A 21966-nucleotide genomic window follows, 5' to 3' on the forward strand; every position below is an offset into this window, starting at 1 on the left:
GGCCCGGATCAGCGTGGACCGCGATTGTGCATTGCCACAGGCGGTCCGTCAGCCCGGACCTCGCCCGCTTCAGACGCTTTCGAGAAAACCCAGATGGAAGGCCGACACGCGGTCCAGACCGATGCGGCAGACGACCGATTCGTTGGCGGGCACCGGATCCTGTCCTGGGGTGAAGTACATCGCGTCCCGCAGATGGATGAAGGCGCGCGCACCGTCGTCCGCCGGCGTGCCCGCCGCCAGCGCATCCTTGATGCCCTGCTCGATCGAGGTGGTGAGTATGTGGTGCTGCATGTACTGCGCCCGGCTGATGACGAAACCGGAGATCAGGAAGCCATCGACCACCAGCGTGACCGCCGTTTCAAGCTTGGTTTCGGATTCGGCGAACTTGACGATGAGTTCGAGTATCGGGTCTTGCATGGCGCCTCCTTGATGAAGGGATGTGTGATCGGCTTCTGCCGCATCCCTAGAGTACTCTGCAGCCGCGCGCAGAACCATCGACCCTGACAGCTCAGGCCGACTTGCGCTCGTCGGTATCCGCTTCAGGGAGCGGAGGCAGGATGACCTCGGCGAGACGGCGGGCCCGCATCACCATGATCACACCGACAGCCAGTTGTGCCATCGCCGCGGCTCCACTGACGTGTGCATCGGCGGTCAGGTCGCTCAACTGATAGCCACTCCTCAGAAAGTGCGCTGCGCTGATTGCATAGGTCAGGGCAGGCTCAAGCGCCTTGAGCCCGATTACCGCCAGTCCGACCGTCACGCAGGCAACGACGATCACCTGTTGCCCGTTCAGCGTGAGCCGATTGTCGTGCCGGGTACGCGGCACGAGGCGATGCGCAAGCGCCATTGGGAACAACCACATGAACACGGCAATGACCGAAAAGAGCGCGGCGGACATCAGGTACAGCTCGTTCATGTCGGCATTGCTGCTGTCGCGCAAGGCATACGCGATGCCGAACATCTGGATCACCCAGACGCCCAGCCAGATGGCGAAGAGTCTGACCGCGAGACCGACGATCTGTTGTGGGGTCATCGAAAAGGACCGGGACGAAAGAATGGCGTCGATTGTCATATGACGAACGCGCACCCACAAGCAGTATTCCGGCAGCACGAAAGAAAAAACCGCGCGCCGCTCACGCGGACACGCGGTTTTCCCCGGGGTATGACGGATCAGCTCAGTGCCTTGATATGGCCGATCATTTCCACCAGCGCCACGTCGGCCTGCAAGAACTCCTCGTTGATTTCCTCGAGATCGAAGATCTGCTCGCAGGGCACGCCCGCTTCGGCCCGCAGCACGTTCATGTGACCCGGCATGCGGCGCGCGACCGGGTGGATGGCGAACTTCACCTCGACGCCTGCCTCTTCCAGCGGAAACTTTGCTACGCCCCCGATTACCTTCGAGCTGCGACCTCGATTACCTCCGCATGCTCATCTCCATTGGTGTTGTTCAGGCAACCGTCCGGGCTGATGACAGCCGCACATTGCGTGCCCACCACCATGGGGCCGGCGATTGTGTTTTACGCTGACCCGAAACTGACGCAATGCCCCAGGCCGCAGCGGGACGTCATGCTGCGCTACAAAAAAAGCGGGCAACAGGGCCCGCCTTGGCACGTCGGGCCGGGCCTTCCGGCCCGACACCGTGTCTGATCAACTCTTGAGCGCCACCAGGATCTCGTCGAGCATCTTCTTGGCGTCGCCGAACAGCATGCGGTTGTTGTCCTTGTAGAACAGCGGGTTGTCCACGCCCGCGTAGCCGCTGGCCATGGAGCGCTTCATGACGATGCTGGTGCGGGCCTTCCAGACTTCAAGCACCGGCATGCCGGCGATCGGGCTGGTCGGGTCGTCCTGCGCGGCCGGGTTGACGATGTCGTTGGCGCCAATGACCATGGCCACGTCGGTGTCCGGGAAGTCCTCGTTAAGTTCGTCCATTTCGAAGACGATGTCGTAGGGCACCTTGGCTTCGGCCAGCAGCACGTTCATGTGGCCTGGCATGCGGCCGGCCACGGGGTGGATGCCGAAGCGCACGTTCACGCCCTTCTCGCGCAGGGTGCGGGTGATCTCGAACACCGTGTGCTGGGCCTGGGCGACGGCCATGCCATAGCCGGGAACGATGATCACATTCTTGGCCTCGCGCAGCATCTCGGCAGTCTCGGTGGCGCTGACGGGCGTCACCTCGCCCTGGGGCTCGGCGGCCGCGCCGTCGGCCTTGGCGGCCGGCGTGCCTGCGCCACTGCCGAAGCCACCGGCGATCACGCTGATGAAGTTGCGGTTCATCGCGTTGCACATGATGTAGGACAGGATGGCGCCCGATGAGCCGACCAGCGCACCGGTGACGATCAGGAGGTCGTTGCTGAGCATGAATCCGGTGGCGGCTGCCGCCCAGCCGGAGTAGCTGTTGAGCATGGACACGACCACCGGCATGTCGGCGCCCCCGATGGCCATCACCATGTGGATGCCGAACAGCAGCGCCAGCACCGTCATGATGATCAGCGGGGTCATGCCGTCGGCGACGCTCTCGGCACGGATGAACTCGCGGCCGTACCAGATCACCACAAGCAGCGCGATCAGGTTGAGCCAGTGGCGCGCCGGCAGCAGCAGGGGCTTGCCGCCGATCTTTCCGTTGAGCTTTCCGAAGGCAATCAGCGAACCTGAGAAGGTGACCGCACCGATAAGGATGCCCACGTAGATTTCGACTTCGTGGATGGCTTTCTCGGCACCTTCGAGTTGAAGCGACGTGTTGACATAGCTGGCGAAGCCGACCAGGCAAGCAGCCAGACCGACCAGGCTGTGCATCAGCGCGACCAGCTCGGGCATCTGGGTCATCTTGACCGCTTTCGCGGCGTACAGGCCGATGCTGCCGCCCACCACCAGCGCGCCGACGATCCAGGGAATGCCGGCGGGTGAAACGCGCGGCCCGAAGACCGTGGCGAGCACGGCCAGCGCCATGCCGACCATGCCGTACAGATTGCCGCGGCGCGACGATTCCGGGTTGGACAGGCCGCCCAGACTGAGGATGAACAGGATGGCGGCTCCGAGGTAGGCCACCGTGGCAAGGCTTTGGGACATGGGTGTCTCGTCTCTTTCTTGTCTTGATCGGTCGGGGACGGAGCCGAAGCTCCGTCCCTGGTGTCCTTACTTTTGGAACATCGCCAGCATGCGGCGCGTCACGGCAAAGCCGCCGAACATGTTGATCGCGGTCAGCACGATGCCGACGAAGGCGAGCCAGAGGATGAGCTGGTCCGGTTGACCGTTCGCACCGGCATCAGGCGGCGCGATCTGGATCAGCGCGCCTATGACGATGATGCTGGAGATGGCGTTGGTCACGCTCATCAGCGGCGTGTGCAGCGCGGGCGTGACGTTCCAGACCACCATGTAGCCGATGAAGCAGGCCAGCACAAAGACCGTGAAGTGGCCCAGGAACGCGGCCGGCGCGAACGAACCGATGGCCCAGAACGCCAGAGCCCCCACGGCGAAGATGATGGCCAGCGTCTTGGCGGGCATCGGGCCGCCGGGACCGTGCCCGTGACCGCTCTTCTTTTCAACCGCTACGGCGGCCGGCTTGGGCGCGGGCTTCGGAGCGGCGGCGATGGGCGGTGCCGGCCAGGTAATCTCGCCGTCCTTGATCACGGTCAGGCCACGGATAGCATCGTCGTCCATGTTGACGTTGATGACACCGTCCTTGGTCTTGCACAGCTCTTCGGTCAGGCGGAACAGGTTGGTGCCATAAAGCGTGGACGACTGGCGTGCCATGCGTGAGGCCAGGTCGGTGAAGCCGACAATGGTCACGCCATGCTTGACCACGGCCTTGCCCGGTTCGGTGAGTTCGCAGTTGCCGCCCTGTTCGGCCGCCATGTCGACGATCACGCTGCCGGGCTTCATGCTGCGCACCATCTCGGCCGTGATCAGACGGGGTGCAGGCTTGCCCGGAATCAGCGCGGTGGTGATGATGATGTCCACCTCGCGCGCCTGCTGCGCGTACATCTCGCGCTGCGCGGCCTGGAAGCCTTCGCTCATGACCTTGGCGTAGCCGCCGCCGCCCGAGCCCTCTTCCTCGTAGTTGACCTTGACGAACTCGCCACCCAGCGAGACGACCTGGTCGGCCACCTCGGCGCGGGTGTCGTTGGCACGCACGATGGCGCCCAGGCTGGCCGCCGCACCAATGGCCGCCAGGCCGGCCACACCGGCACCGGCAATGAACACCTTTGCCGGCGGCACCTTGCCCGCGGCGGTGATCTGGCCATTGAAGAAGCGCCCGAAGGCGTTGGCCGCCTCGACCACCGCGCGGTAGCCGCTGACGCCGGCCATGGAGGTCAGCGCGTCCATCTTCTGCGCGCGGCTGAGCGTGCGCGGCAGCGCGTCGATGGCCAGCACGGTGACCTTTTTCGCCGCCAACTGCTGCATCAACTCCGGGTTCTGCGCCGGCCAGACGAAGCCGATCAGGGTCTGCCCTTCGTGCATCAGCGCCACCTCGTCGGCGGTCGGCGGACGCACCTTGAACACGATGTCGGCGCTGCTCCACAGCTCGGTCGCAGAGCCGGCGATGCTGGCGCCCGCTTCGCGGTAGGCGCTATCGGACAGGTCAGCCAGATCACCCGCGCCGGTCTCCACGACCACGTCAAAACCCAGCTTGGTCAGCTTGGTCACCACGTCTGGCACGGTGGCCACGCGCTTTTCACCCGGGAAGATCTCTCGGGGGACGCCGATGCGCTGCGGCGTGGGGGCTGCCGCGTTGGCCGCGGCGTTGTCGTTCGATGCGCCAGAAGTCATGGGTAGTCCTCGGTCGATTTGTTGGAATTCGGTCAGTTGCTGCGCGATGGCGCATCAGGGGGCGGAAGCAGTGGCGGAACCGTCAGCCTGCCCCGAACACTGTAGACGCTGTCCGTCGCGGCCGTGTGCAGTTGGCGCCCCCAGCGCACGCTGGCGGCCGACACGCCCTTCGGCAGCGGTTCTATCGATGGCCCAGAGGTGCCGGGGATCACGGGCAATGCTTCGGGCACCACCAAGGCCATCAAATCCACGAAGGCGCCGTTGTAAGGATGTACCCCCTGTTCTAAACGGCCCCTGGCCGCACATGACCGATCCGGCGACGGGCGCATTGTTGGTCGCACGGAGCGCCTACGCCGCGCTCCTCCCCCGCCTTCCGGAGCGCGCAGTCTAGCGTGTCGGGCTTCACGGCGCAGCACTTTGTGCCAAAAAAGATGCACGTTGCGCCGCAACACGCCATAGCCGCTCAGTGTTATTGACAAAGGGCGAATACACATGCCGCACCGCAACACGTGCGGGTGCGTATGCAATGGCGGTGACCGGAAGGGGAAGGCAAGGCGCATGCGGCGGAACGCCGCGGCGGGTCAGGCGGGAAGTTTGCCGAGCTTGCGCCGGGCAGCGTCAAGGCGTTCTTTTTCGGCTTTCTGGCGGGCTTCGACATCCACCAGCTTGATGATGATCAGCGACACGTTGTCGCCGGTCGGGCGACCACGTTCGCGCGCGCGCTTGATGAACACCTCGGCCGCCTCGCGCGCCGAGTACACCGACAGCACGCCGCCCATTTCCTCATCGGAAAAATAGGCCCACAGACCGTCGGAACAGATGACGAAGGTGTCGCCGTCGGACAGCGTGTCGGTGCCGCCGAAATCGATCACCGGTTCCTTCTGCGCACCGAGGCAGTGCAGAAGCAGGTTGCGCTGCGGGTGCGTCTTGGCGCCCTCTTCGTCGAGGCGCCCCTGACGCATCAGTTCGCCGACCAGCGAGTGGTCCTTGCTGCAGCTGACCAGCTTGTCGTCGCGGAAATGGTAGATGCGCGAATCGCCGCAATGCGCCCAGTCGGCGCGGCCGCCGTTCATCAGCAGCACGCAGGCGGTGGAATGCGGATCCTGCTCGGACGTGAAGCGGGTGAGCTTGATGACGACGTGCGATTCCTCGACCACGCTGCGCAGCAGGTCATGCGGCGATTCGATCGCCGGGGCGAAGCTCTCGAAGTTCTCGCGCGCCTTGTGCACGACCTGCTCAGCCGCCATCGCGCCGCCGCTGTGGCCGCCCATGCCGTCGGCGAGCACGGCCATCAGCATGCCCTTGTGACGGGAATGCGGAAACACCGCTGCGCGATCCTGCTGTTCCTTGCGATCGCCGATGTGCTGCGCGACGCAGCTGTCTAGTTTGAGCGCCATGAAGCTTTCCGGATACCTGTAGCCGATTCTAGCTTCTCAACAGCACACGCTCGTGTAAGCAGCTGTTCATGTCTGCAAGCACAGGTGCAATTTCACGATTCTTCACAACGAGAAGCTCACGTACTGCTCATTGATCTCGTCGATGTACTCGTCGAGCGCGCTCGCATGTATGCCAAGCTCCTCGAGCACTTCGCCCGAACGCATGCTCCAGATCGGGTCCGGCAAGCCTTTGTTGAGCAGATAGATATGCGTCGCCAGCGCGACGATGCCTATCGTGCTGCGCAGCCCGTAGGTGTCGTCTTCCGGCATTTCGTGGTGATAGCGGATGGCCTGCACGATCAGCTCCGGCAAACCCCAGTTGCGGGCGACCCAGTAGCCGACCGTCGCATGATCGAGACGGTAACGCACGTTCTCCAGACCGGTATCGACCCAGTAGGACTCCTCGTCCAGATTCAGCGTGCTCCAGTAGTCAGCGAAGCGCTGCATCAGCAAGGGAACGCCGCAGTCGTGAAACATGGCGGCCAGATAGGCCTGATCGGGAAACACGTTGCAGACCGCGACGCGCTCGCCGGCGATCTGCGAGGCCAGGCTGGCAATCGTTTCGCAGCGCTGCCAGAAGCGCTCCATCTGCGGCCCCGGACCGCCTGCCGCCTGACGGATCGAAATGCCGCGAACCAGATTGATGGTCTGATTGAGACCGATGCGCATCAGTACCTGTTCGGCGTTGGCGGGCGCACGGCCGCGCCCGTAGGCCGGCGAGCGGCACACCTTGAACAGCGCAGCCAGCACACCAGGGTCGCGCGAAATGCTCTCGGCAAGGAGGCCGACCTCGAAATCCGGATTGCGCATCAGGTTTTCGATTTCGAGCAGCAGTCGGGGCTTCGATGGAAGGAGGACGGCGGACGATTCGAGTACTGCGTCGATGACTTCGGGGGCGTGTACGGCTGTTTGCTGCATGGCGGGCTCACTCGGAACTGTATTGCGGGCTGCGAGCTTTAACGGCAGCCGTCAACAGGACTTGAGCGGCGGAATGCACCCGGATCCGCAGGGCACGGATCCGGGTCCGGCGCGACCTCAGGCGTCCTAGGTGTGAAGCTTCAATAGGTTGTTTCGGGTGTTCACCCGGAGAAGTTCTGAGAGACTGGAAATCGCCAAACCCCCAAGCTCTCTCGAACAGGATTCCGGATGAACACCCACAAGAATGCCCGATTGACCTACCTTCGTCGCCTGGAAATGGTGTTGGACATGCGTGTGAGAGGTCTGTCGGCCTCTGATGCGGCGAAGCGTAACGGCGTCAGCAGTGTCACTTCCCGCAAATGGCTGGGGCGCTACCTGGCCGAAGGTCCGGCTGGACTTGCAGACAAGTCGTCCCGTCCCGCCCGTTCTCCCCGAAGCATTGCCCCAGAAGTCGCGCTGACCATCATCGAGCTGCGCCGCAAACTCTTTCTTCAATCCCGGATCGCCTCCTACACCGGCGTATCCAAAGCAACGGTCAGCCGGGTGCTCCGACGAGCCGGCCTCTCAAGGTTCAGCGATCTGGCCCCGACGGAGTCCATACAGCGCTACGAGCGCCAGACGCCCGGCGAACTGCTCCACATCGACATCAAGAAGTTGGGCCGCTTCACCGCTGTGGGTCATCGAATCACAGCCGATTATCGCAAGCGCACCCGCGGCGTAGGCTGGGAACACTTGTTTGTGGCCATCGACGACCATTCGCGCATTGCTTTCACCGACATGCACCCCGATGAGCGCAAAGACAGCGCCGTGAGCTTCCTGCGAAATGCCGTCGCCTATTACGCAACGCTCGGTGTCACCGTACAGCGCGTGCTCACCGACAACGGACCTGCCTTCCACTCGCTCGCCTTCGCTCAGGCCTGCACCGAGCTGGGGATCAAACACAAGTTCACACGAGCCTATCGGCCACAGACCAATGGCAAGGCAGAGCGCTTCATCCAGTCAGCTCTGCGCGAGTGGGCCTACGGCCATTCCTATCCCAACTCCGACCTGCGCAAAGCCGCTTTGCCTCTCTGGAACCACTTCTACAACTGGCACCGACCTCATCACGGCATCGCCTGCAAAGTCCCTATGTCCCGTCTCTCAAATTCGCAGAACAACCTCTTGACTCTTCACACCTAGGGTCTGTTGCTATTAAATCGCGAACCGCGTTGCAGCGCGCGAGGCACGGGCAGGGCGTGCGACGAAGTCGAGACGGGCGGTCTCGACAAGGAGCGCAACGCGGTCCGTGCCGCGCACGCTCCAAACCCGGAGAGCGCGAGCCCCGATGCACCCATCTCCGCGTTGGGCCTCCTCCCCTGACGGCCAGTCAGCCGGCGTCGGCCCGCCTTGATCCGGACGCTTCGGGATTCGCGCGCGGCCCGCGATTCAATGGCAACAGACCCTGGGTGAGCGCCTGATCGAGCCACTCTATCCAGTGGCGCACCGGCGTCGTGGTCCCGGTCTGCAGATGGGCGATGCAGCCGACGTTGGCGCTGGCGATGCCGGCAGGCTGTTCGGCCTGCAGCGCGCTCAGCTTGTTGTTACGCAGCGTCGTCGCGAGCGCCGGCTGCAGCAGCGAATAGCTGCCTGCCGAGCCGCAGCACAGATGGCTGTCGGCGACCGGTTTCAGGTCGTAGCCGGCGGCGCGCAGCAGCGCCTCCGCGTGTCCGCGCACCTGCTGGCCGTGCTGCAGCGAACAGGGCGGGTGATAGGCGAGCGGCTGGCGCGCCGTGGTGCCAGCGGCGAACAGGCCCTCGATCTGTACGCGCTCGGCGGCCAGGATTTCCGACAGGTCGCGGGTCATCGCCGCCACCTTCGCCGCGCGCTCCGCGTACTGCGGATCGTCGGCCAGCAGATGGCCGTACTCGCGCACTGTGCTGCCGCAGCCGGAAGCCGTCATCACGATGGCCTCGACGTCGCCGCGCTCGATCGCCGGCCACCAGGCGTCGATCAGCGCACGCATGTCCTGGCGACCGCCGTCCTGGTCGTTCAGGTGGAAACGCAGCGCACCGCAGCAGCCGGCGCGCGCGATCTCGACCAGCGAAATGCCGAGCAGGTCGAGCACGCGCGCCGCCGCGGCATTCACGTCCGGCATCAACGCCGGCTGTACGCAGCCCGCCAGCACCAGCATGCGGCGCTGATGGCGCACCGGCGGCCAGGCGCCAGCAGTGCGCGCGTCAGCCACCTTGGCCGCCAACGACCCCGGCAGCAGCGGCTTGGCGAGCCGACCGAGCGCCAGTGCGGTGTTGAACACCGCCGGGCGCGACAACCCTTCGCGCAGCAGCCAGCGCTTCGCGCGCTGCGCCAGCGGGCGCTTCGCACGTCGCTCGGCCACCGCGCGACCGATATCGACCAGTTCGCTGTAGCGCACGCCGGACGGACAGGTCGATTCACAGTTACGGCAGGTGAGGCAGCGGTCGAGGTGAGGCAGCACGGTGTCAGCCGGCACCTCGCCTTCGAGCATCTGCTTCATCAGGTAGATGCGGCCACGCGGACCGTCGAGCTCGTCGCCCAGCAGCTGGTAGGTGGGACAGGTGGCGTTGCAGAAACCGCAGTGCACACACTTGCGCAGCAGGGTGTCGGCGGCGTCGCCCTCGGGGGTGTTGCGGATGAAATCGGCCAGTCCGGTCTGCATCAGTGGGCGCTCACAGTTCAGCGTACAGGCGTCCGGGGCTGAACACGCCGGACGGGTCGAAAGCCTGCTTCAGGCGGCGATGCACCGCCATCACTTCAGGGGCCAGCGGCTCGAACACGCCGAGCGCGCGATCGACGGTGCTGCCGCCGCGGAACAGCGTCGCGTGACCGCCGACAGCCTTCACTGCGTGACGCAGCGCGTCGGCGTTGACATCGCTGCGCAGCCAGCGCTGCATGCCGTTCCACTCGACAAGGCAGCCGCCGTCGAGCGGCAGCACCGGCGTCATCGGCGGCAGCGACAGGCGCCACAGCGGCGTGTCGCCGGCGAAGAAATCGTGCGTCTGCTCGCGCATCGACTGCCACAGCGCAGCCGCCTCGGTCGCATCGAGCGGGTCGCCGCCGATGTTGCGCACGGCCGCATCGAGCGCGGTCTGCGCGCCCGACAGTCGAACCGCCAACCGACCGTCCAGCCAGGCGGTGGCCGACACCGGCAGCGGCTGGGCACCCCACTCGCGCATGCGGGTCAGCGCCGCCGCCTCGTCGAGCGCGAGCACGCGCGTCTGTTCCGCCTGCGGGCGCGGCAGCACCTTCAGCGTCACCTCGAGCACCAGGCCCAGCGTGCCGAAGCTGCCGGCGATCAGGCGCGACACGTCGAAGCCGGCGACGTTCTTCATCACCTGGCCTCCGAAGCGCAGCACGCGGCCCTGTCCGTCCATCAGTGTCACGCCGAGCACAAAGTCGCGCAGGCTGCCGGCACTGATGCGGCGCGGCCCGGACAGCCCGCTGGCCAGGGCGCCGCCCAGCGTCGCGTGCGGGCCGAAGTGCGGCGCCTCGAACGCCAGCATCTGGCCGTGCTCGGCCAGCAGGCGCTCGATCGCCGACAGACGGGTGCCGGCATGCGCGGTGATGTAGAGCTCGGACGGTTCGTAGGCGATGACGCCCTGCGCACCGCGCATGTCCAGCGGCACGCCGTCGAGCGACTGGGCGAGGAAGTCCTTGGAGCCGCTGCCATGCGGACGCAGCGCGCGACCGTGCGCGGCGGCCTCCAGCACCTGCTCGCGCAGCACTGCATGAAGAGAGTGGGTCATGGTCAGAAACGCGGCAGTTCGGGATGCGGCAGTTCGCCGTGATGCACGTGCATGCGGCCCATTTCGGCGCAGCGGTGCAGCGTCGGCACCGCCTTGCCCGGATTCATCAGGCCGGCCGGGTCGAAGGCCGCTTTCACGCGATGGAACATGTCGAGTTCGTCGGAGGCGAACTGACTGCACATCTGGTTGATCTTCTCCAGACCCACGCCGTGCTCGCCGGTGATGGTGCCACCCAGCGCCACCGACAGTTCGAGGATTTCAACGCCGAAGGCTTCGGCGCGGTGCACCGAGTCCGGGTCGTTCGAATCGAACAGGATGAGCGGATGCAGGTTGCCGTCGCCGGCATGGAACACGTTGAGCAGGCCCAGGCCGTACTTCTTCGCCATGACCTCCATCGCCTCCAGCATTTCGGCCAGCCGCTTGCGCGGAATGGTGCCGTCCATGCAGTAGTAGTCGGGCGAGATGCGACCCGCCGCCGGGAAGGCCGCCTTGCGGCCGGCCCAGAAACGCAGCCGCTCGGCTTCGTCGCTGGAAATGCGGATTTCGGTTGCACCCGCGGTGTCGAGCAGCGCGCGTACGCGGGCGATCTCGTCCTGCACCTCCTCTTCGGTGCCGTCCGATTCGCACAGCAGGATGGCCGCCGCGTCGAGCGGGTAGCCGGCATGAACGAACTGCTCGACCGCCGCCGCGGTCGCTTGGTCCATCATTTCGAGGCCGGCCGGGATGATGCCGGCGGCGATGATGTCGGCCACCGCCTGCCCGGCGCGGCGGATGTCGTCGAAGGCGGCCAGCACGCAGCGCGCCACGCGCGGCTTGGGCACCAGCTTCACCGTCACTTCGGTCACCACGCCGAGCAGGCCTTCCGAACCGATGGTCACGGCCAGCAGGTCGTAACCCGGGCTGTCCGGCGCCGCGCTGCCGATTTCCATCACCTCGCCCGCCATCGTCACCATGCGCACGCGCAGCACGTTGTGCACGGTCAGTCCGTACTTCAGGCAGTGCACGCCGCCCGAGTTCTCGGCCACATTGCCACCGATGCTGCAGGCGATCTGCGACGACGGGTCCGGTGCGTAGTAAAGACCGTAAGGCGCCGCCGCCTCCGACACAGCGAGGTTGCGCACGCCCGGCTGGACGACGGCCTGCTGGGCGAGGCGGTTGAACCGACACGATGCGGTTCAGCCGCGCCGTCGACAGCACCACGCCCTGCTTGTGCGGCGTCGCCCCGCCCGAAAGGCCGGTGCCGGCGCCACGCGGCACCACCGGCACGCCGAGGCGGTGACAGGTGCGCAGCACCGCGATCACCTGCGCTTCGGTGGTCGGCAGCGCAACCGCCAGCGGCATCTCGCGCATCAGCATCAGTCCGTCGCATTCGTAGGCGCGCAGACGGCCGAGGTCGGTGATCAGGCAGTCCGCCGGCAGGACACGCGCCAGTTCGGCGATCAGGGCCGGTCGGTCGGTACTTCCGGGTGGCGGAAAAGCGGTGGCTTCGTGGGCCTGTGGCAGAGCGCTCATGGCGGCTTCCGGTGGGGCAGAGACAGGCGGCAGATGATACCCGCAGTGCCCCGGCGGCGCCTCCTGCAGCGCGGGATCGCTCTCCGTGGAAGTCACCTCTGCTCGTGATGCGGCGTCGGAAACCCCGCCGGCTCCCGATACAGGCCGCTGTCGGGGTCAGAAGCCCCCTCCCACAAGACCCCGGCTCGCGACTGCGCTTTCGGAGGCGGCAAAAGAAACGGCGCCCGCAGGCGCCGTTTCCGGGGAGAGCCGAGGTCGTTCAGACCTTCTTTTCGACGTAGATGGCGCGGAAGTCGTTAACGTTGGTCAGCGTCGGGCCGGTCACGATGAGGTCGTCGATGCCGAGGAAGAAACCGTAAGCGTCGTGCTGATCCAGCATCGTGCGAGCGTCGATGCCGGCGGCGCGGGCGCGGGCCAGCGTGTCGTCGGTGACGATGGCGCCGGCGTTGTCCTCGCTGCCGTCGATGCCGTCGGTGTCGCCCGACACCGCGTGAATGCCCTTCATGCCGTCGAGCGCGATCGCCAGCGACAGCAGGAATTCCGAGTTACGACCGCCGCGCGGCTTCTGACCGGGCTTGATCTGGCCCAGCGTGACCGTGGTTTCACCGCCCGACAGCAGCACGCAGGGCGGCTGCACCGGCGTACCGTTGATCGCGCAAGCCTTGGCGATGCCGGCCAGCACCTTGCCGGCGTCGCTCGATTCGCCCTCGATCATGTCGCCCAGCACCAGCGGTGTCACACCGTGCGCGCGCGCCACTTCGGCGGCCGCCAGCAGCGAGGCCTGAGCAGTGGAAATGACCCGCGTTTCGCAGCGCGCCAGACGCGGGTCGTTGGCCTTCGGCGTTTCCGATTCCGGCTTCGCCAGCCAGGCCATCACGGCCGCCGGCACTTCGATGTTGTAGCGACGGATGATGGCCAGCGCGTCCTCGCGGGTCGTGGTGTCCGGCACCGTCGGGCCGGAGGCAACCACCGCCGGGTCGTCGCCCGGCACGTCGGAAATGACCAGCGTGAATACGCGCGCCGGGTAGGCGGCCTGCGCCAGCCGACCGCCCTTCATCGACGACAGGTGCTTGCGCACGCAATTCATCTCCTGGATGGCGGCGCCGCTGGCCAGCAGTGCGCGGTTCACGGCCTGCTTGTCTTCCAGCGTCAGGCCTTCGGCCGGAGCCGACAGCAGCGCCGAGCCACCGCCAGAGATCAGGGCGATCACCAGGTCGTCCTCGCTCAGGCCCTGCACCTTGTCGAGAATGCGCTTCGCCGCCTGCTGACCGGCCGCATCCGGCACCGGGTGCGACGCTTCGACCACCTCGATGCGCTGGCACGGTGCGCCGTGACCGTAGCGCGTCACGACCAGGCCGGACAGGTCGCCCGACCAGTTCTTCTCGACCGCCAGTGCCATCGACGCCGCGGCCTTGCCGGCGCCGACGACGATGGTGCGGCCCTTGGGCGGCGGCGGCAGATTGGCCGGCACGCACAGGTCGGGATTGGCAGCGTCGAACGCCGCCTGGAACAGCTTGTTCAGGAAATCTTTCGGTTCGGGGGTACTCACGGCAACTCCGTCTGTTCTGTTCATTTGCGGGGGATGTGTGGTCTGCGTGTATGTGCATGAACCGCGCAGCGCTGCCGGGTGATGGCCGCCCGCATATCCGGCTGTCGCGGGGTGGGCGCCAGCATGGGATGATGTGCAATTCTAGCGTGCGCCGGCCTTATATTTGCGCGCACTTATAATCAATACCTCTTATCCAAGTCATCACACGCCATGGGTCATCGACTATCCAAGATTGCCACCCGCACCGGCGACGGCGGCGAAACCGGCCTCGGCGACGGCACCCGGGTTTCCAAATCCAGTGCGCGGATACACGCGCTGGGCGACGTCAACGAACTGAACAGCGCGATCGGCGTGCTGCTGTGCGAAGACATGCCGGCCGATCTGTCGGCGCTGCTGACCGAAATCCAGCACGACCTGTTCGACCTCGGCGGCGAACTGGCCATCCCCGGCTACCACCTCATCAAGACCGAACAGGTGGCCCGCCTCGATGCCGAACTGGAACGCCTGAACGCCGAGCTGACGCCGCTGAAGGAATTCATCCTGCCCGGCGGCACCCGCGCTGCGGCGCACGCCCACCTCGCCCGCACCATCTGCCGTCGCGCCGAACGCGCGGTGATCGCCGCGGCCGCCGAAGGCAAGGTGTCGGAGGCAAGCAGGCAGTATCTGAACCGTCTGTCCGACCTGCTGTTCGTGCTTGGCCGCACCTACAACCGGCTGGCCGGCTGCGGTGACGTGCTGTGGCAGCGCGGTCGCGCCCACGACGGCGGGACGGACTGAAAGGAAGGCCGGGCACGCCCGCGGCCGAACACTGTCCGTGACGCACAGCTTGTCTCCCGACGCGCCGATAGGCGTATTCGACTCCGGCCTTGGCGGCCTGTCGGTGCTGCGCCACGCGCGCGCGGCGCTGCCGGCCGAGGATTTCCTGTACGTCGCCGATTCCGGCTTCGCCCCCTATGGCGAGCGCAGCACCGACTGGATACGCGCACGCAGCGCGGTGCTGGGCGAGTTCCTGCTCGACCACGGCGCCAAGGCACTGCTGATCGCCTGCAATACGGCCACCGCGGCGGCGGCGCAGGCGCTGCGCGAGCGCTGGCCCGCGCTCCCCATCATCGGCATGGAACCGGCGGTCAAACCGGCGGTGGCGGCGACGAAGACCGGCACGGTCGGCGTGCTGGCCACCACCGGCACGCTGGCCAGCAGTCGCTTCGCAGCACTGCTCGACACCTTCGGCCGTGACATTCACGTGGTCACCCGCCCGGGCAGCGGTCTGGTGGAAGCGGTCGAACGCGGCGATTTCGACAGCCCCGACACGCGGGCGCTGGTGGCTTCGCACGTCGAACCGCTGATCGCCGAGGGGGCCGACGTGATCGTGCTCGGCTGCACCCATTACCCCTTTCTGCGCCCTTTGATCGAACAGGCGGCCGGGCCCGCGGTACGCGTGATCGACACCGGCGATGCGGTCGCCCGCCAGCTCGCGCGCGCGCTCGGCCGGGCCGGACTGCTGCGCAGCGGCCATCACGGCGGCGAACGTTTCTGGAGCAGCGCGCCGCCGCCGCAACGCAGCGCCGCGCTGCAGCGGCTGTGGGGGCAGGACGCGACGGTCGAGCCGCTGACCGGCTGATCAGCGCAGGATGAGGACGGTGACGACCACCCAGCCCGCCATGGCGACAATCAGGTGGGCATCGCGGAACAGGTCGTGCGACGGATCTCCGCCCGCGCCCTGCCGATGTAGCAGATAGAGGTAGCGAAACAGGCCGTACAGCACGAAAGGAAGGGTGTAGATCAGGTCGCCGGTGCCGTGGGTGCGCACCGTGTCCTCGTTGACCGTGTAGAGCGCGTAGGCCACTACGGCGCAGGCGCCACTGATGGTGATGAACTGGTCGAGCAGCGCGGCCGAGTACTGGTCCAGCACGGTGCGGTGGGCGCCACCGCCCTCCTCCATCAGCATCATTTCGGCGCGCCGCTTGGCGAAGCCGAGGAAAAGCGTCAGCAGCAGGCCGCACATCAGCAGCCAGTTCGACGGCGGAATGCCGAGGCCGGTGGTACCGGCCAGCAGGCGCAGCATGAAACCCGCGCTGATCAGGAACACGTCGAGCACGACGACGCGTTTCAGGCCGTAGCTGTAGCCGAGGTTGATCAGGCCGTAGATGCACAGCAGCCACACCAGCATTTCGCCGACCTGCCAGGCCAGCGCGAGCGAACTGGCGGACAGCGCGCCCATCAGCAGCACCGCCACCGACGGCGACAGCGCGCCGGACGCCAGCGGACGCCGCCGCTTGACCGGGTGGAGGCGGTCCTGCGCGACGTCGCGGAAGTCGTTCAGCGCGTACACGGCACTGGACATCAGGCAGAAGGCGGCGAAGGCCAGCAGCGCCGACTGCACCATGGCGGCCTGATGCCAGGCATGGCCGAACAGCAGGCCGAAGAACACGAAACCGTTCTTCACCCACTGCTTCGGGCGCATCAGCTGCAGGGCGGCGACGATCATCGCAGGCTCAGTTGAAGTAGCGTTCCTCGAAATAGCAGCCGCAGTCCGGCAGCCACTTCGGTATTGCGTACCAGAGGCGGCGCGCCGGCTCCAGCACACCTGCATGGTAGGCCGCGTAGTCGAAACCGTGGCCACGGATGCGCCAGAAGGTGGCACCGCGCACCTGCAGCGTGTCCTCGTTCACCTCGCGGAAATACGGCGTGTAGTCGGCGAGGTCCGGCTTCTCCTTGCTCAGGATCAGGATGTCGCGACCGGCCAGCGCGCGGAAATCGGTCAGCACGTCGTCGTGCCGCGCATGGCTTGAGGCCGGGCCGAACACCGGCCAGTAACGGCCGTGGTTGTAGCCCATCGTGACCGAGGGCGAATAGCCGTCGGTCATCAGCACGTAGCGCTCGACATCGTCGCCCAGCGCGGCGATCACCTCGTCCGCCTTCACCGTCTGAACGACGCCGGCGTACTTGCGCGACCCCAGTCGCTGGGCCCAGCTGTCGACCGGCTGCGTCGCCACCGCGATCACGCCTGCCACGTGCAGCAGTGCGAGCACCGCGGTGATGTTGCGGGTGCGACGCAGCACGCTGTCGGGCACCGCGCGGGCGTACATCAGGAAGGCCAGCGGCACGAAGGAGAAGACCCAGTGCAGGCCTATGGTCTTGACCAGCGACAGCAGACCGAACACCGCTAGCGGCACGACCACCAGCGCCGGCAGCGCGGCCTGCCGCATCCACGCGCCGGGCGCACGCAGCAGGCGCCACACCACCATCGGCGTCAGCAGCCACAGCATCATGCCGGCGTACATCAGCGGCGTCTTCCACGACAACCCGGCGCCGCCGTGGCGATTGAACACGTTGAACATGACGTTGGCCCAGCAGTGCTGGCTGTTCCACCAGGCGTTGTACAGCCCCGCCGGCAGCGCGCACAGCACGAGCAGCGCCAGCCCCTTCCATTTCCACGGTGCCGGGCGCCACAGCGCCCACACGATGTAGGCCAGTCCGAGCAGCACGGCGAAATACTTGGACAGGAAGGCGCCGCCGAGCAGCAGGCCGGCCAGCGCGAAAGCGGCCATCGACCGCGTGCGCTGCGCGTGCAGGAACACCAGCGCCGAGGCGACGCTGAAATACACCAGCGGGATGTCGGTGGTGATCAGCACGTCGAGCACGCCGGCCGGCGCCAGCAGCATCAGCGTCGCCGCGCCCCAGCGTGTGGCGGCGGCATCGTCGCGCAGGAAGGCGAGCAGCATGAAGGACAGCAACGCCGGCTGCAGGATGGCCGGCAGACGCAGCCACCACTCGGCTTCCGACACCGATATCAGCGCCGCCAGCCACCAGCCCACCATGGGCGGATGGTCGTAAAAGCCGCCGGCCGGGATCTTGCCCCACCAGTAGAAATAGGCTTCGTCGCCGGTGAAGGGCAGCACCGCGCCCAGCCAGCCGCGGAAAACCAGTGTCAGCAGCAGGCTGATGAAATAGAAACGGCGCCAGCTGGAAGCCGGCGCCGTAGCGAACAGCGTGTTCACCGATCAGTCGCGGTCGGCCAGCGCACGGCGACGCGCACGCACGGCTTCGGCGAGGATGTCGAGCAGTTCGACGCTCTTGTCCCAGCCCAGGCAGGCGTCGGTGATGCTCATGCCGTATTCAGGTTCCTTGCCGGCAACCAGATCCTGACGGCCTTCCTTCAGGTGCGATTCGACCATGACGCCGAAGATGCGGTCCTCGCCGCAGGCCATCTGCGCCGCGACGTCGCGCGCGACGTCTATCTGCAGCGCGCACTGCTTGCGGCTGTTGGCGTGCGAGAAGTCGATCATCACCTTCGCCGGCACGCCGGCGGCGGCCAGTTCACGGCACACCTTCTCGACCGCCTCGGCGTCGTAGTTCGGTTCCTTGCCGCCGCGCAGGATGACGTGGCAGTCCTCGTTGCCGGCGGTCAACACGATGGCCGAGTGGCCGGCCTTGGTCACCGACAGGAACACGTGCGGCGACTGTGCCGACTTGATCGCGTCGGAGGCGATGCGCACATTGCCGTCGGTGCCGTTCTTGAAGCCGACCGGGCAGGACAGGCCGGACGCCAGTTCGCGGTGCACCTGGCTTTCCGTCGTGCGCGCGCCGATGGCCCCCCAGGCCACGAGATCGGCCGTGTACTGCGGCGTGATGGTGTCGAGGAATTCAGTGCCGGCCGGCAGGCCCTGCTCGTTCACTTCCAGCAGGATGCGGCGCGCCAGGCGCAGGCCGTCGTTGATCTTGAAGCTGTTGTCCAGATAGGGGTCGTTGATCAGCCCCTTCCAGCCCACCGTGGTGCGCGGCTTCTCGAAATAGACGCGCATGACGATTTCGAGGTCGGCCGAAAGACGCTCGCGCTGCGCTTTCAGCAGCTTCGCGTATTCCATGCCGGCCTTGTAGTCGTGGATCGAGCAGGGACCGATCACCACCAGCAGGCGATCGTCGGCGCCGCGCAGGATGCGATGGATGGCCTGGCGCGCGGCAAACGTCGTTTCGGACGCCACATCGCTGGCCGGCAGTTCGCGCAGCACGTGCGCGGGCGGCAGAAGTTCGCGGATTTCCTTGATGCGGACGTCGTCGGTGATCTTGTGCATGGGAGCGTTCATGGCTACGTTGTTCGGTACCGCGCCGGCAGGTGTGCCGTTGCAAAGCGGTGGATTCTAACCCGGCGCGGGGTTTCCTTCGTTCAAGCGGATTCTGGCCGGCTCAGTTGCGGCGCTCGCGCCACAGCAGGTGGACCGCAAAATAGCCGATCACCGAGGCGCTGCAGGCCATGATGAACAGCCCGGTCACCAGCGGCAGGCCGGCTGCGCTGAGCCAGATCCAGAAACCTTCGAGCCAGCCGGTCGCCAGTTCGCCGATCTTTTCCGCACTCTGTTCGATCTGCGACGACTCGCTGACCGATGCCGGCTTGGCCAGCACGAAGCTCCCCAGTTCGTAGGCCGCCCAGTAGATCGGCGGGAAGGTGAACGGATTGGTGATCAGCGTGCAGCCGGCGCTGATCGCGACGTGCGCACGCAGGAAGAGCGCGGTGGCGATGGCGAACAGGAACTGGGCGAACGGAATCATCAGCCCGAAAAACAGGCCGATCGACACCGCCTTCGCGACGCTGTGGCGGTTGGCGTGCCACAGACTGTCGTCGCGCAGGTGATGGGCGAACGGCGCGACGACGCGCGAGGAGAGTATCTGCTCGCGCGTCGGGAACCAGCGTCTCAACCAGGTAGGCATGCTGCTGCGACTGACCGTCAGGCCGTGCCTCCGACGGTCAGTCCGTCGATGCGCAGCGTCGGCTGACCGACGCCGACCGGCACGCTCTGCCCTTCCTTGCCGCAGGTGCCGACGCCGCTGTCCAGCGCCATGTCGTTGCCGATCATCGACACGCGGGTCAGCGCGTCCGGGCCGTTGCCGATCAGCGTCGCACCCTTGACCGGGTAGGTCACGCGACCGTTCTCGATCATGTACACCTCAGCGCCCGAGAACACGAACTTGCCGCTGGTGATGTTGACCTGGCCGCCGCCGAAATTGACCGCATACAGGCCCTTCTTGACCGAGCGGATGATTTCTTCCGGCTCGCGATCGCCGTTCAGCATGTAGGTGTTGGTCATGCGTGGCATCGGCAGATGGGCGAAGCTTTCGCGGCGACCATTGCCGGTCGGCGCCACGCCCATCAGGCGGGCGTTCAGGCTGTCCTGCATGTAGCCGACCAGGATGCCGTCCTCGATCAGCGTGGTGCAGCGGGTCGGGTTGCCTTCGTCGTCCACGGTCAGCGAGCCGCGGCGGTTCGGCAGCGTGCCGTCGTTGACCACGGTGACGCCGCGCGACGCGACCTGCTGGCCGATGCGGCCGGCGAAGGCGGAACTGCCCTTGCGGTTGAAATCGCCTTCCAGACCGTGGCCGATCGCCTCGTGCAGCAGGATGCCGGGCCAGCCCGGGCCGAGCACCACGCTCATCGTGCCGGCCGGCGCCGGGCGGGCGTCGAGGTTGACGCGCGCCTGATGCACCGCCTTTGCCGCGTAGTCGCGCAGTACCGCGTCAGTGAAATAGCCGTAGTCGAAACGGCCTCCGCCGCCGCTGGAGCCCTGCTCGCGGCGATCGCCGTCCTGCATGATGACGGTGACCGACACCCGCACCAGCGGGCGCACGTCGGCCGCCATGTGGCCGTCGCTGCGCATCACCATCACCACCTCGTGCGTGCCGGCGATGTGTGCCATCACCTGGGTGACGCGACTGTCCTCGGCGCGGGCGTAGCTCTCGAGCCGTTCGAGCAGCTTCACCTTGTCGGTGTCGCTGAGCGAGGCGTGCGGGTTGCGCGACGAGTACAGCGGCACCGGCGACGCCGAGGTAACCGTGCGTGCGCTCAGGCTCTGCCCCTGCGAGGCAATCGCGCGCGTCGCGCGGGCCGCCGCTTCGAGCGCCGGCAGGCTGATTTCGTCGGAATAGGCGAAGGCCGTCTTCTCGCCCTGGATCGCGCGTACGCCGACACCCTGTTCGATGTTGAAGCTGCCGGACTTGACGATGCCCTCTTCCAGGCTCCAGGCCTCGCTGCACTGGTGCTGGAAGTAGAGATCGGCGTAGTCGATGCGATGGCCGCCAAGCAGCCCGAACACGCGGTCGAGTTCGCCGCGGTCGAGATCGAAGGGGGCGAGCAGCGTGGCACGCGCGGTGCCCATCAGGTCGGCGCCGGTGAGCGCCATCGGTTCGCGGGTCTTGACGGTGGAGCCGGTGGTCATGAATGCATCAGTCCTGGTTCAGTTGCGCGCCGGACGCCCCAGGCGTTCGGCGATGGCGTCCTCTTCCTGGCGCGGGAAGAAGTACTTGTACATCGATTTCTCTTCCTTCAGATCACGCCAGCGGCCACCCAGTTCATCGACGCGGCTGCGATACAGCTCGCGCGTCAGCCGCAGCAGGATGGCCGGCGCGCCGACGCGCTTGCACATGCGCTCCTCGGCGGCCGGAACGAAGTCGAGATATTTCTCGTAGAAGGCGCGGTGGCGCGGGTTCACCTCGATCAGCACGTCGTCGCAGTCCTGGATGCGGAAGGCGTAGATGCACATCAGGTGGAACAGCGTGCCCATCAGCCGCTTCGAGCGCACCGACTGCTCGACCGCGAACTTGCCGAACTCGCACACCTTGCGACCTTCGTCGCGCAGCCCGTGCATCACGTCCGGATAGGTTTCGTCGGCCGACAGGCCGGTGTCGGAGTCGAGGTTGACCGTGATGGTGCCGTAGATGTGGCCGTCGAACTCGGCTACAAGGGTGATGCGGTTGGGCGCCTCGTCGATCTGCTTCTTCGTGTGATAGCCGCGCCACGAGTACATCTTCTCGATCAGCAGGCTGGTGCCCTCGCGCTTCTCGTTGTCGCTGCTCAGCAGGCGCACACGGAACTTGTCCTTCTGCTGCGCCATTTCGCGCGTACCCGGAATGTCCTCCTGCTCGATGCACATCGAGCGCAGCCGTTCGACGTCCATGACCGTCACTTCCGCAAGCGTGTGCGGAAATTTCGACGGATTGCGAGTGGTTTGGTCATTCATTCGAGGAGACC

Annotated in this window: 18 protein-coding genes and 2 pseudogenes; 3 read left to right on the plus strand and 17 right to left on the minus strand. The window is 66.3% G+C overall.

Annotated features, from left to right (window positions below; genetic code table 11):
* Positions 1 to 69: 69 nt before the first annotated feature.
* The 7 genes and pseudogenes from ACQ66H_RS16735 to ACQ66H_RS16765 all read right to left on the minus strand — a co-directional run bounded on the left by ACQ66H_RS16735 (position 70) and on the right by ACQ66H_RS16765 (position 7121).
* Entirely contained in the window at positions 70 to 417 is a 348-nt protein-coding gene (locus ACQ66H_RS16735; RefSeq protein ID WP_430434954.1) for a hypothetical protein, read from the minus strand.
* Between the two features lie 91 nt (positions 418 to 508).
* On the minus strand, positions 509 to 1111 hold the full coding sequence (locus ACQ66H_RS16740; protein WP_430434955.1) for a hypothetical protein: 603 nt from the start codon (positions 1109 to 1111) through the stop codon (positions 509 to 511).
* Positions 1112 to 1203: 92 nt separating this feature from the next.
* Positions 1204 to 1368: pseudogene (locus tag ACQ66H_RS16745) on the minus strand (NAD(P)(+) transhydrogenase (Re/Si-specific) subunit beta); the annotation flags it as partial.
* Between the two features lie 279 nt (positions 1369 to 1647).
* Positions 1648 to 3066 carry a Re/Si-specific NAD(P)(+) transhydrogenase subunit beta gene (gene pntB / locus ACQ66H_RS16750; RefSeq protein WP_430434956.1) on the minus strand — a complete coding sequence of 473 codons (1419 nt, stop codon included), beginning with the start codon at positions 3064 to 3066 and terminating at the stop codon, positions 1648 to 1650.
* Between the two features lie 66 nt (positions 3067 to 3132).
* Positions 3133 to 4767 (minus strand): Re/Si-specific NAD(P)(+) transhydrogenase subunit alpha, encoded by a 1635-nt coding sequence (locus ACQ66H_RS16755; protein ID WP_430434957.1) that lies wholly within the window; start codon positions 4765 to 4767, stop codon positions 3133 to 3135.
* Positions 4768 to 5348: 581 nt separating this feature from the next.
* The gene (locus ACQ66H_RS16760; RefSeq protein WP_341423281.1) at positions 5349 to 6164 is read right to left on the minus strand and encodes a PP2C family protein-serine/threonine phosphatase; all 816 of its coding nucleotides are present in this window, start codon (positions 6162 to 6164) and stop codon (positions 5349 to 5351) included.
* A gap of 102 nt (positions 6165 to 6266) precedes the next feature.
* Positions 6267 to 7121 carry an HDOD domain-containing protein gene (locus tag ACQ66H_RS16765; RefSeq protein ID WP_430434958.1) on the minus strand — a complete coding sequence of 285 codons (855 nt, stop codon included), beginning with the start codon at positions 7119 to 7121 and terminating at the stop codon, positions 6267 to 6269.
* Between the two features lie 228 nt (positions 7122 to 7349).
* On the opposite strand from ACQ66H_RS16765, the gene ACQ66H_RS16770 reads away from it, so the two are divergent.
* Positions 7350 to 8300, plus strand: a complete 951-nt coding sequence (locus tag ACQ66H_RS16770) for an IS481 family transposase (protein WP_430432535.1) — start codon at positions 7350 to 7352, stop codon at positions 8298 to 8300.
* Between the two features lie 187 nt (positions 8301 to 8487).
* Here the strand turns inward: ACQ66H_RS16770 and glcF are convergent, their stop codons facing one another.
* From glcF to ACQ66H_RS16790, 4 genes and pseudogenes are all read right to left on the minus strand, one after another.
* The gene (glcF, locus tag ACQ66H_RS16775) at positions 8488 to 9795 is read right to left on the minus strand and encodes a glycolate oxidase subunit GlcF (protein WP_430434959.1); all 1308 of its coding nucleotides are present in this window, start codon (positions 9793 to 9795) and stop codon (positions 8488 to 8490) included.
* Positions 9796 to 9805: 10 nt separating this feature from the next.
* On the minus strand, positions 9806 to 10882 hold the full coding sequence (gene glcE, locus ACQ66H_RS16780; protein ID WP_430434960.1) for a glycolate oxidase subunit GlcE: 1077 nt from the start codon (positions 10880 to 10882) through the stop codon (positions 9806 to 9808).
* A 2-nt stretch (positions 10883 to 10884) separates the two neighbouring features.
* A pseudogene (locus ACQ66H_RS16785) lies at positions 10885 to 12394 on the minus strand (FAD-linked oxidase C-terminal domain-containing protein).
* Positions 12395 to 12653: 259 nt separating this feature from the next.
* Complete coding sequence (locus ACQ66H_RS16790) at positions 12654 to 13943, minus strand: glycerate kinase type-2 family protein (protein ID WP_430434961.1); 1290 nt, start codon at positions 13941 to 13943, stop codon at positions 12654 to 12656.
* Positions 13944 to 14153: 210 nt separating this feature from the next.
* On the opposite strand from ACQ66H_RS16790, the gene ACQ66H_RS16795 reads away from it, so the two are divergent.
* Complete coding sequence (locus ACQ66H_RS16795) at positions 14154 to 14720, plus strand: cob(I)yrinic acid a,c-diamide adenosyltransferase (protein WP_430434962.1); 567 nt, start codon at positions 14154 to 14156, stop codon at positions 14718 to 14720.
* Between the two features lie 37 nt (positions 14721 to 14757).
* A complete protein-coding gene (gene murI / locus ACQ66H_RS16800) occupies positions 14758 to 15564 on the plus strand; it encodes a glutamate racemase (protein ID WP_430434963.1) in 807 nt (268 codons plus the stop codon).
* On the opposite strand, the gene ACQ66H_RS16805 is transcribed toward murI, so the two are convergent.
* From ACQ66H_RS16805 to ACQ66H_RS16830, 6 genes are all read right to left on the minus strand, one after another.
* Positions 15565 to 16431 carry a decaprenyl-phosphate phosphoribosyltransferase gene (locus ACQ66H_RS16805; RefSeq protein ID WP_430434964.1) on the minus strand — a complete coding sequence of 289 codons (867 nt, stop codon included), beginning with the start codon at positions 16429 to 16431 and terminating at the stop codon, positions 15565 to 15567. It lies immediately after the preceding gene.
* Positions 16432 to 16438: 7 nt separating this feature from the next.
* A complete protein-coding gene (locus ACQ66H_RS16810; protein WP_430434965.1) occupies positions 16439 to 17944 on the minus strand; it encodes an ArnT family glycosyltransferase in 1506 nt (501 codons plus the stop codon).
* A gap of 3 nt (positions 17945 to 17947) precedes the next feature.
* Positions 17948 to 19018: a 3-deoxy-7-phosphoheptulonate synthase AroG gene (gene aroG / locus ACQ66H_RS16815; RefSeq protein ID WP_430434966.1), complete on the minus strand. Its 1071-nt coding sequence runs from the start codon at positions 19016 to 19018 to the stop codon at positions 17948 to 17950.
* A gap of 112 nt (positions 19019 to 19130) precedes the next feature.
* The gene (locus ACQ66H_RS16820; protein WP_425763072.1) at positions 19131 to 19652 is read right to left on the minus strand and encodes a DUF2062 domain-containing protein; all 522 of its coding nucleotides are present in this window, start codon (positions 19650 to 19652) and stop codon (positions 19131 to 19133) included.
* A 17-nt stretch (positions 19653 to 19669) separates the two neighbouring features.
* Positions 19670 to 21154: a metalloprotease TldD gene (gene tldD / locus ACQ66H_RS16825; protein ID WP_430434967.1), complete on the minus strand. Its 1485-nt coding sequence runs from the start codon at positions 21152 to 21154 to the stop codon at positions 19670 to 19672.
* Positions 21155 to 21172: 18 nt separating this feature from the next.
* Entirely contained in the window at positions 21173 to 21955 is a 783-nt protein-coding gene (locus ACQ66H_RS16830; protein WP_019917032.1) for a GNAT family N-acetyltransferase, read from the minus strand.
* Positions 21956 to 21966: the final 11 nt, after the last annotated feature.

The sequence above is a fragment of the Methyloversatilis sp. genome (assembly GCF_965284615.1).
In the GTDB taxonomy this organism is placed as follows: Bacteria; Pseudomonadota; Gammaproteobacteria; order Burkholderiales; family Rhodocyclaceae; genus Methyloversatilis.

What these genes read in the sequence shown, in the direction of transcription:
- ACQ66H_RS16735 (WP_430434954.1), bottom strand. Translation starts at nt 417, where the DNA reads ATGCAAGACCCGATACTCGAACTCATCGTCAAGTTCGCCGAATCCGAA.
- pntB (WP_430434956.1), bottom strand. Translation starts at nt 3,066, where the DNA reads ATGTCCCAAAGCCTTGCCACGGTGGCCTACCTCGGAGCCGCCATCCTG.
- ACQ66H_RS16755 (WP_430434957.1), bottom strand. Translation starts at nt 4,767, where the DNA reads ATGACTTCTGGCGCATCGAACGACAACGCCGCGGCCAACGCGGCAGCC.
- ACQ66H_RS16760 (WP_341423281.1), bottom strand. Translation starts at nt 6,164, where the DNA reads ATGGCGCTCAAACTAGACAGCTGCGTCGCGCAGCACATCGGCGATCGC.
- ACQ66H_RS16765 (WP_430434958.1), bottom strand. Translation starts at nt 7,121, where the DNA reads ATGCAGCAAACAGCCGTACACGCCCCCGAAGTCATCGACGCAGTACTC.
- ACQ66H_RS16770 (WP_430432535.1), top strand. Translation starts at nt 7,350, where the DNA reads ATGAACACCCACAAGAATGCCCGATTGACCTACCTTCGTCGCCTGGAA.
- glcF (WP_430434959.1), bottom strand. Translation starts at nt 9,795, where the DNA reads ATGCAGACCGGACTGGCCGATTTCATCCGCAACACCCCCGAGGGCGAC.
- glcE (WP_430434960.1), bottom strand. Translation starts at nt 10,882, where the DNA reads ATGACCCACTCTCTTCATGCAGTGCTGCGCGAGCAGGTGCTGGAGGCC.
- ACQ66H_RS16795 (WP_430434962.1), top strand. Translation starts at nt 14,154, where the DNA reads ATGGGTCATCGACTATCCAAGATTGCCACCCGCACCGGCGACGGCGGC.
- ACQ66H_RS16805 (WP_430434964.1), bottom strand. Translation starts at nt 16,431, where the DNA reads ATGATCGTCGCCGCCCTGCAGCTGATGCGCCCGAAGCAGTGGGTGAAG.
- aroG (WP_430434966.1), bottom strand. Translation starts at nt 19,018, where the DNA reads ATGCACAAGATCACCGACGACGTCCGCATCAAGGAAATCCGCGAACTT.
- ACQ66H_RS16820 (WP_425763072.1), bottom strand. Translation starts at nt 19,652, where the DNA reads ATGCCTACCTGGTTGAGACGCTGGTTCCCGACGCGCGAGCAGATACTC.
- tldD (WP_430434967.1), bottom strand. Translation starts at nt 21,154, where the DNA reads ATGACCACCGGCTCCACCGTCAAGACCCGCGAACCGATGGCGCTCACC.
- ACQ66H_RS16830 (WP_019917032.1), bottom strand. Translation starts at nt 21,955, where the DNA reads ATGAATGACCAAACCACTCGCAATCCGTCGAAATTTCCGCACACGCTT.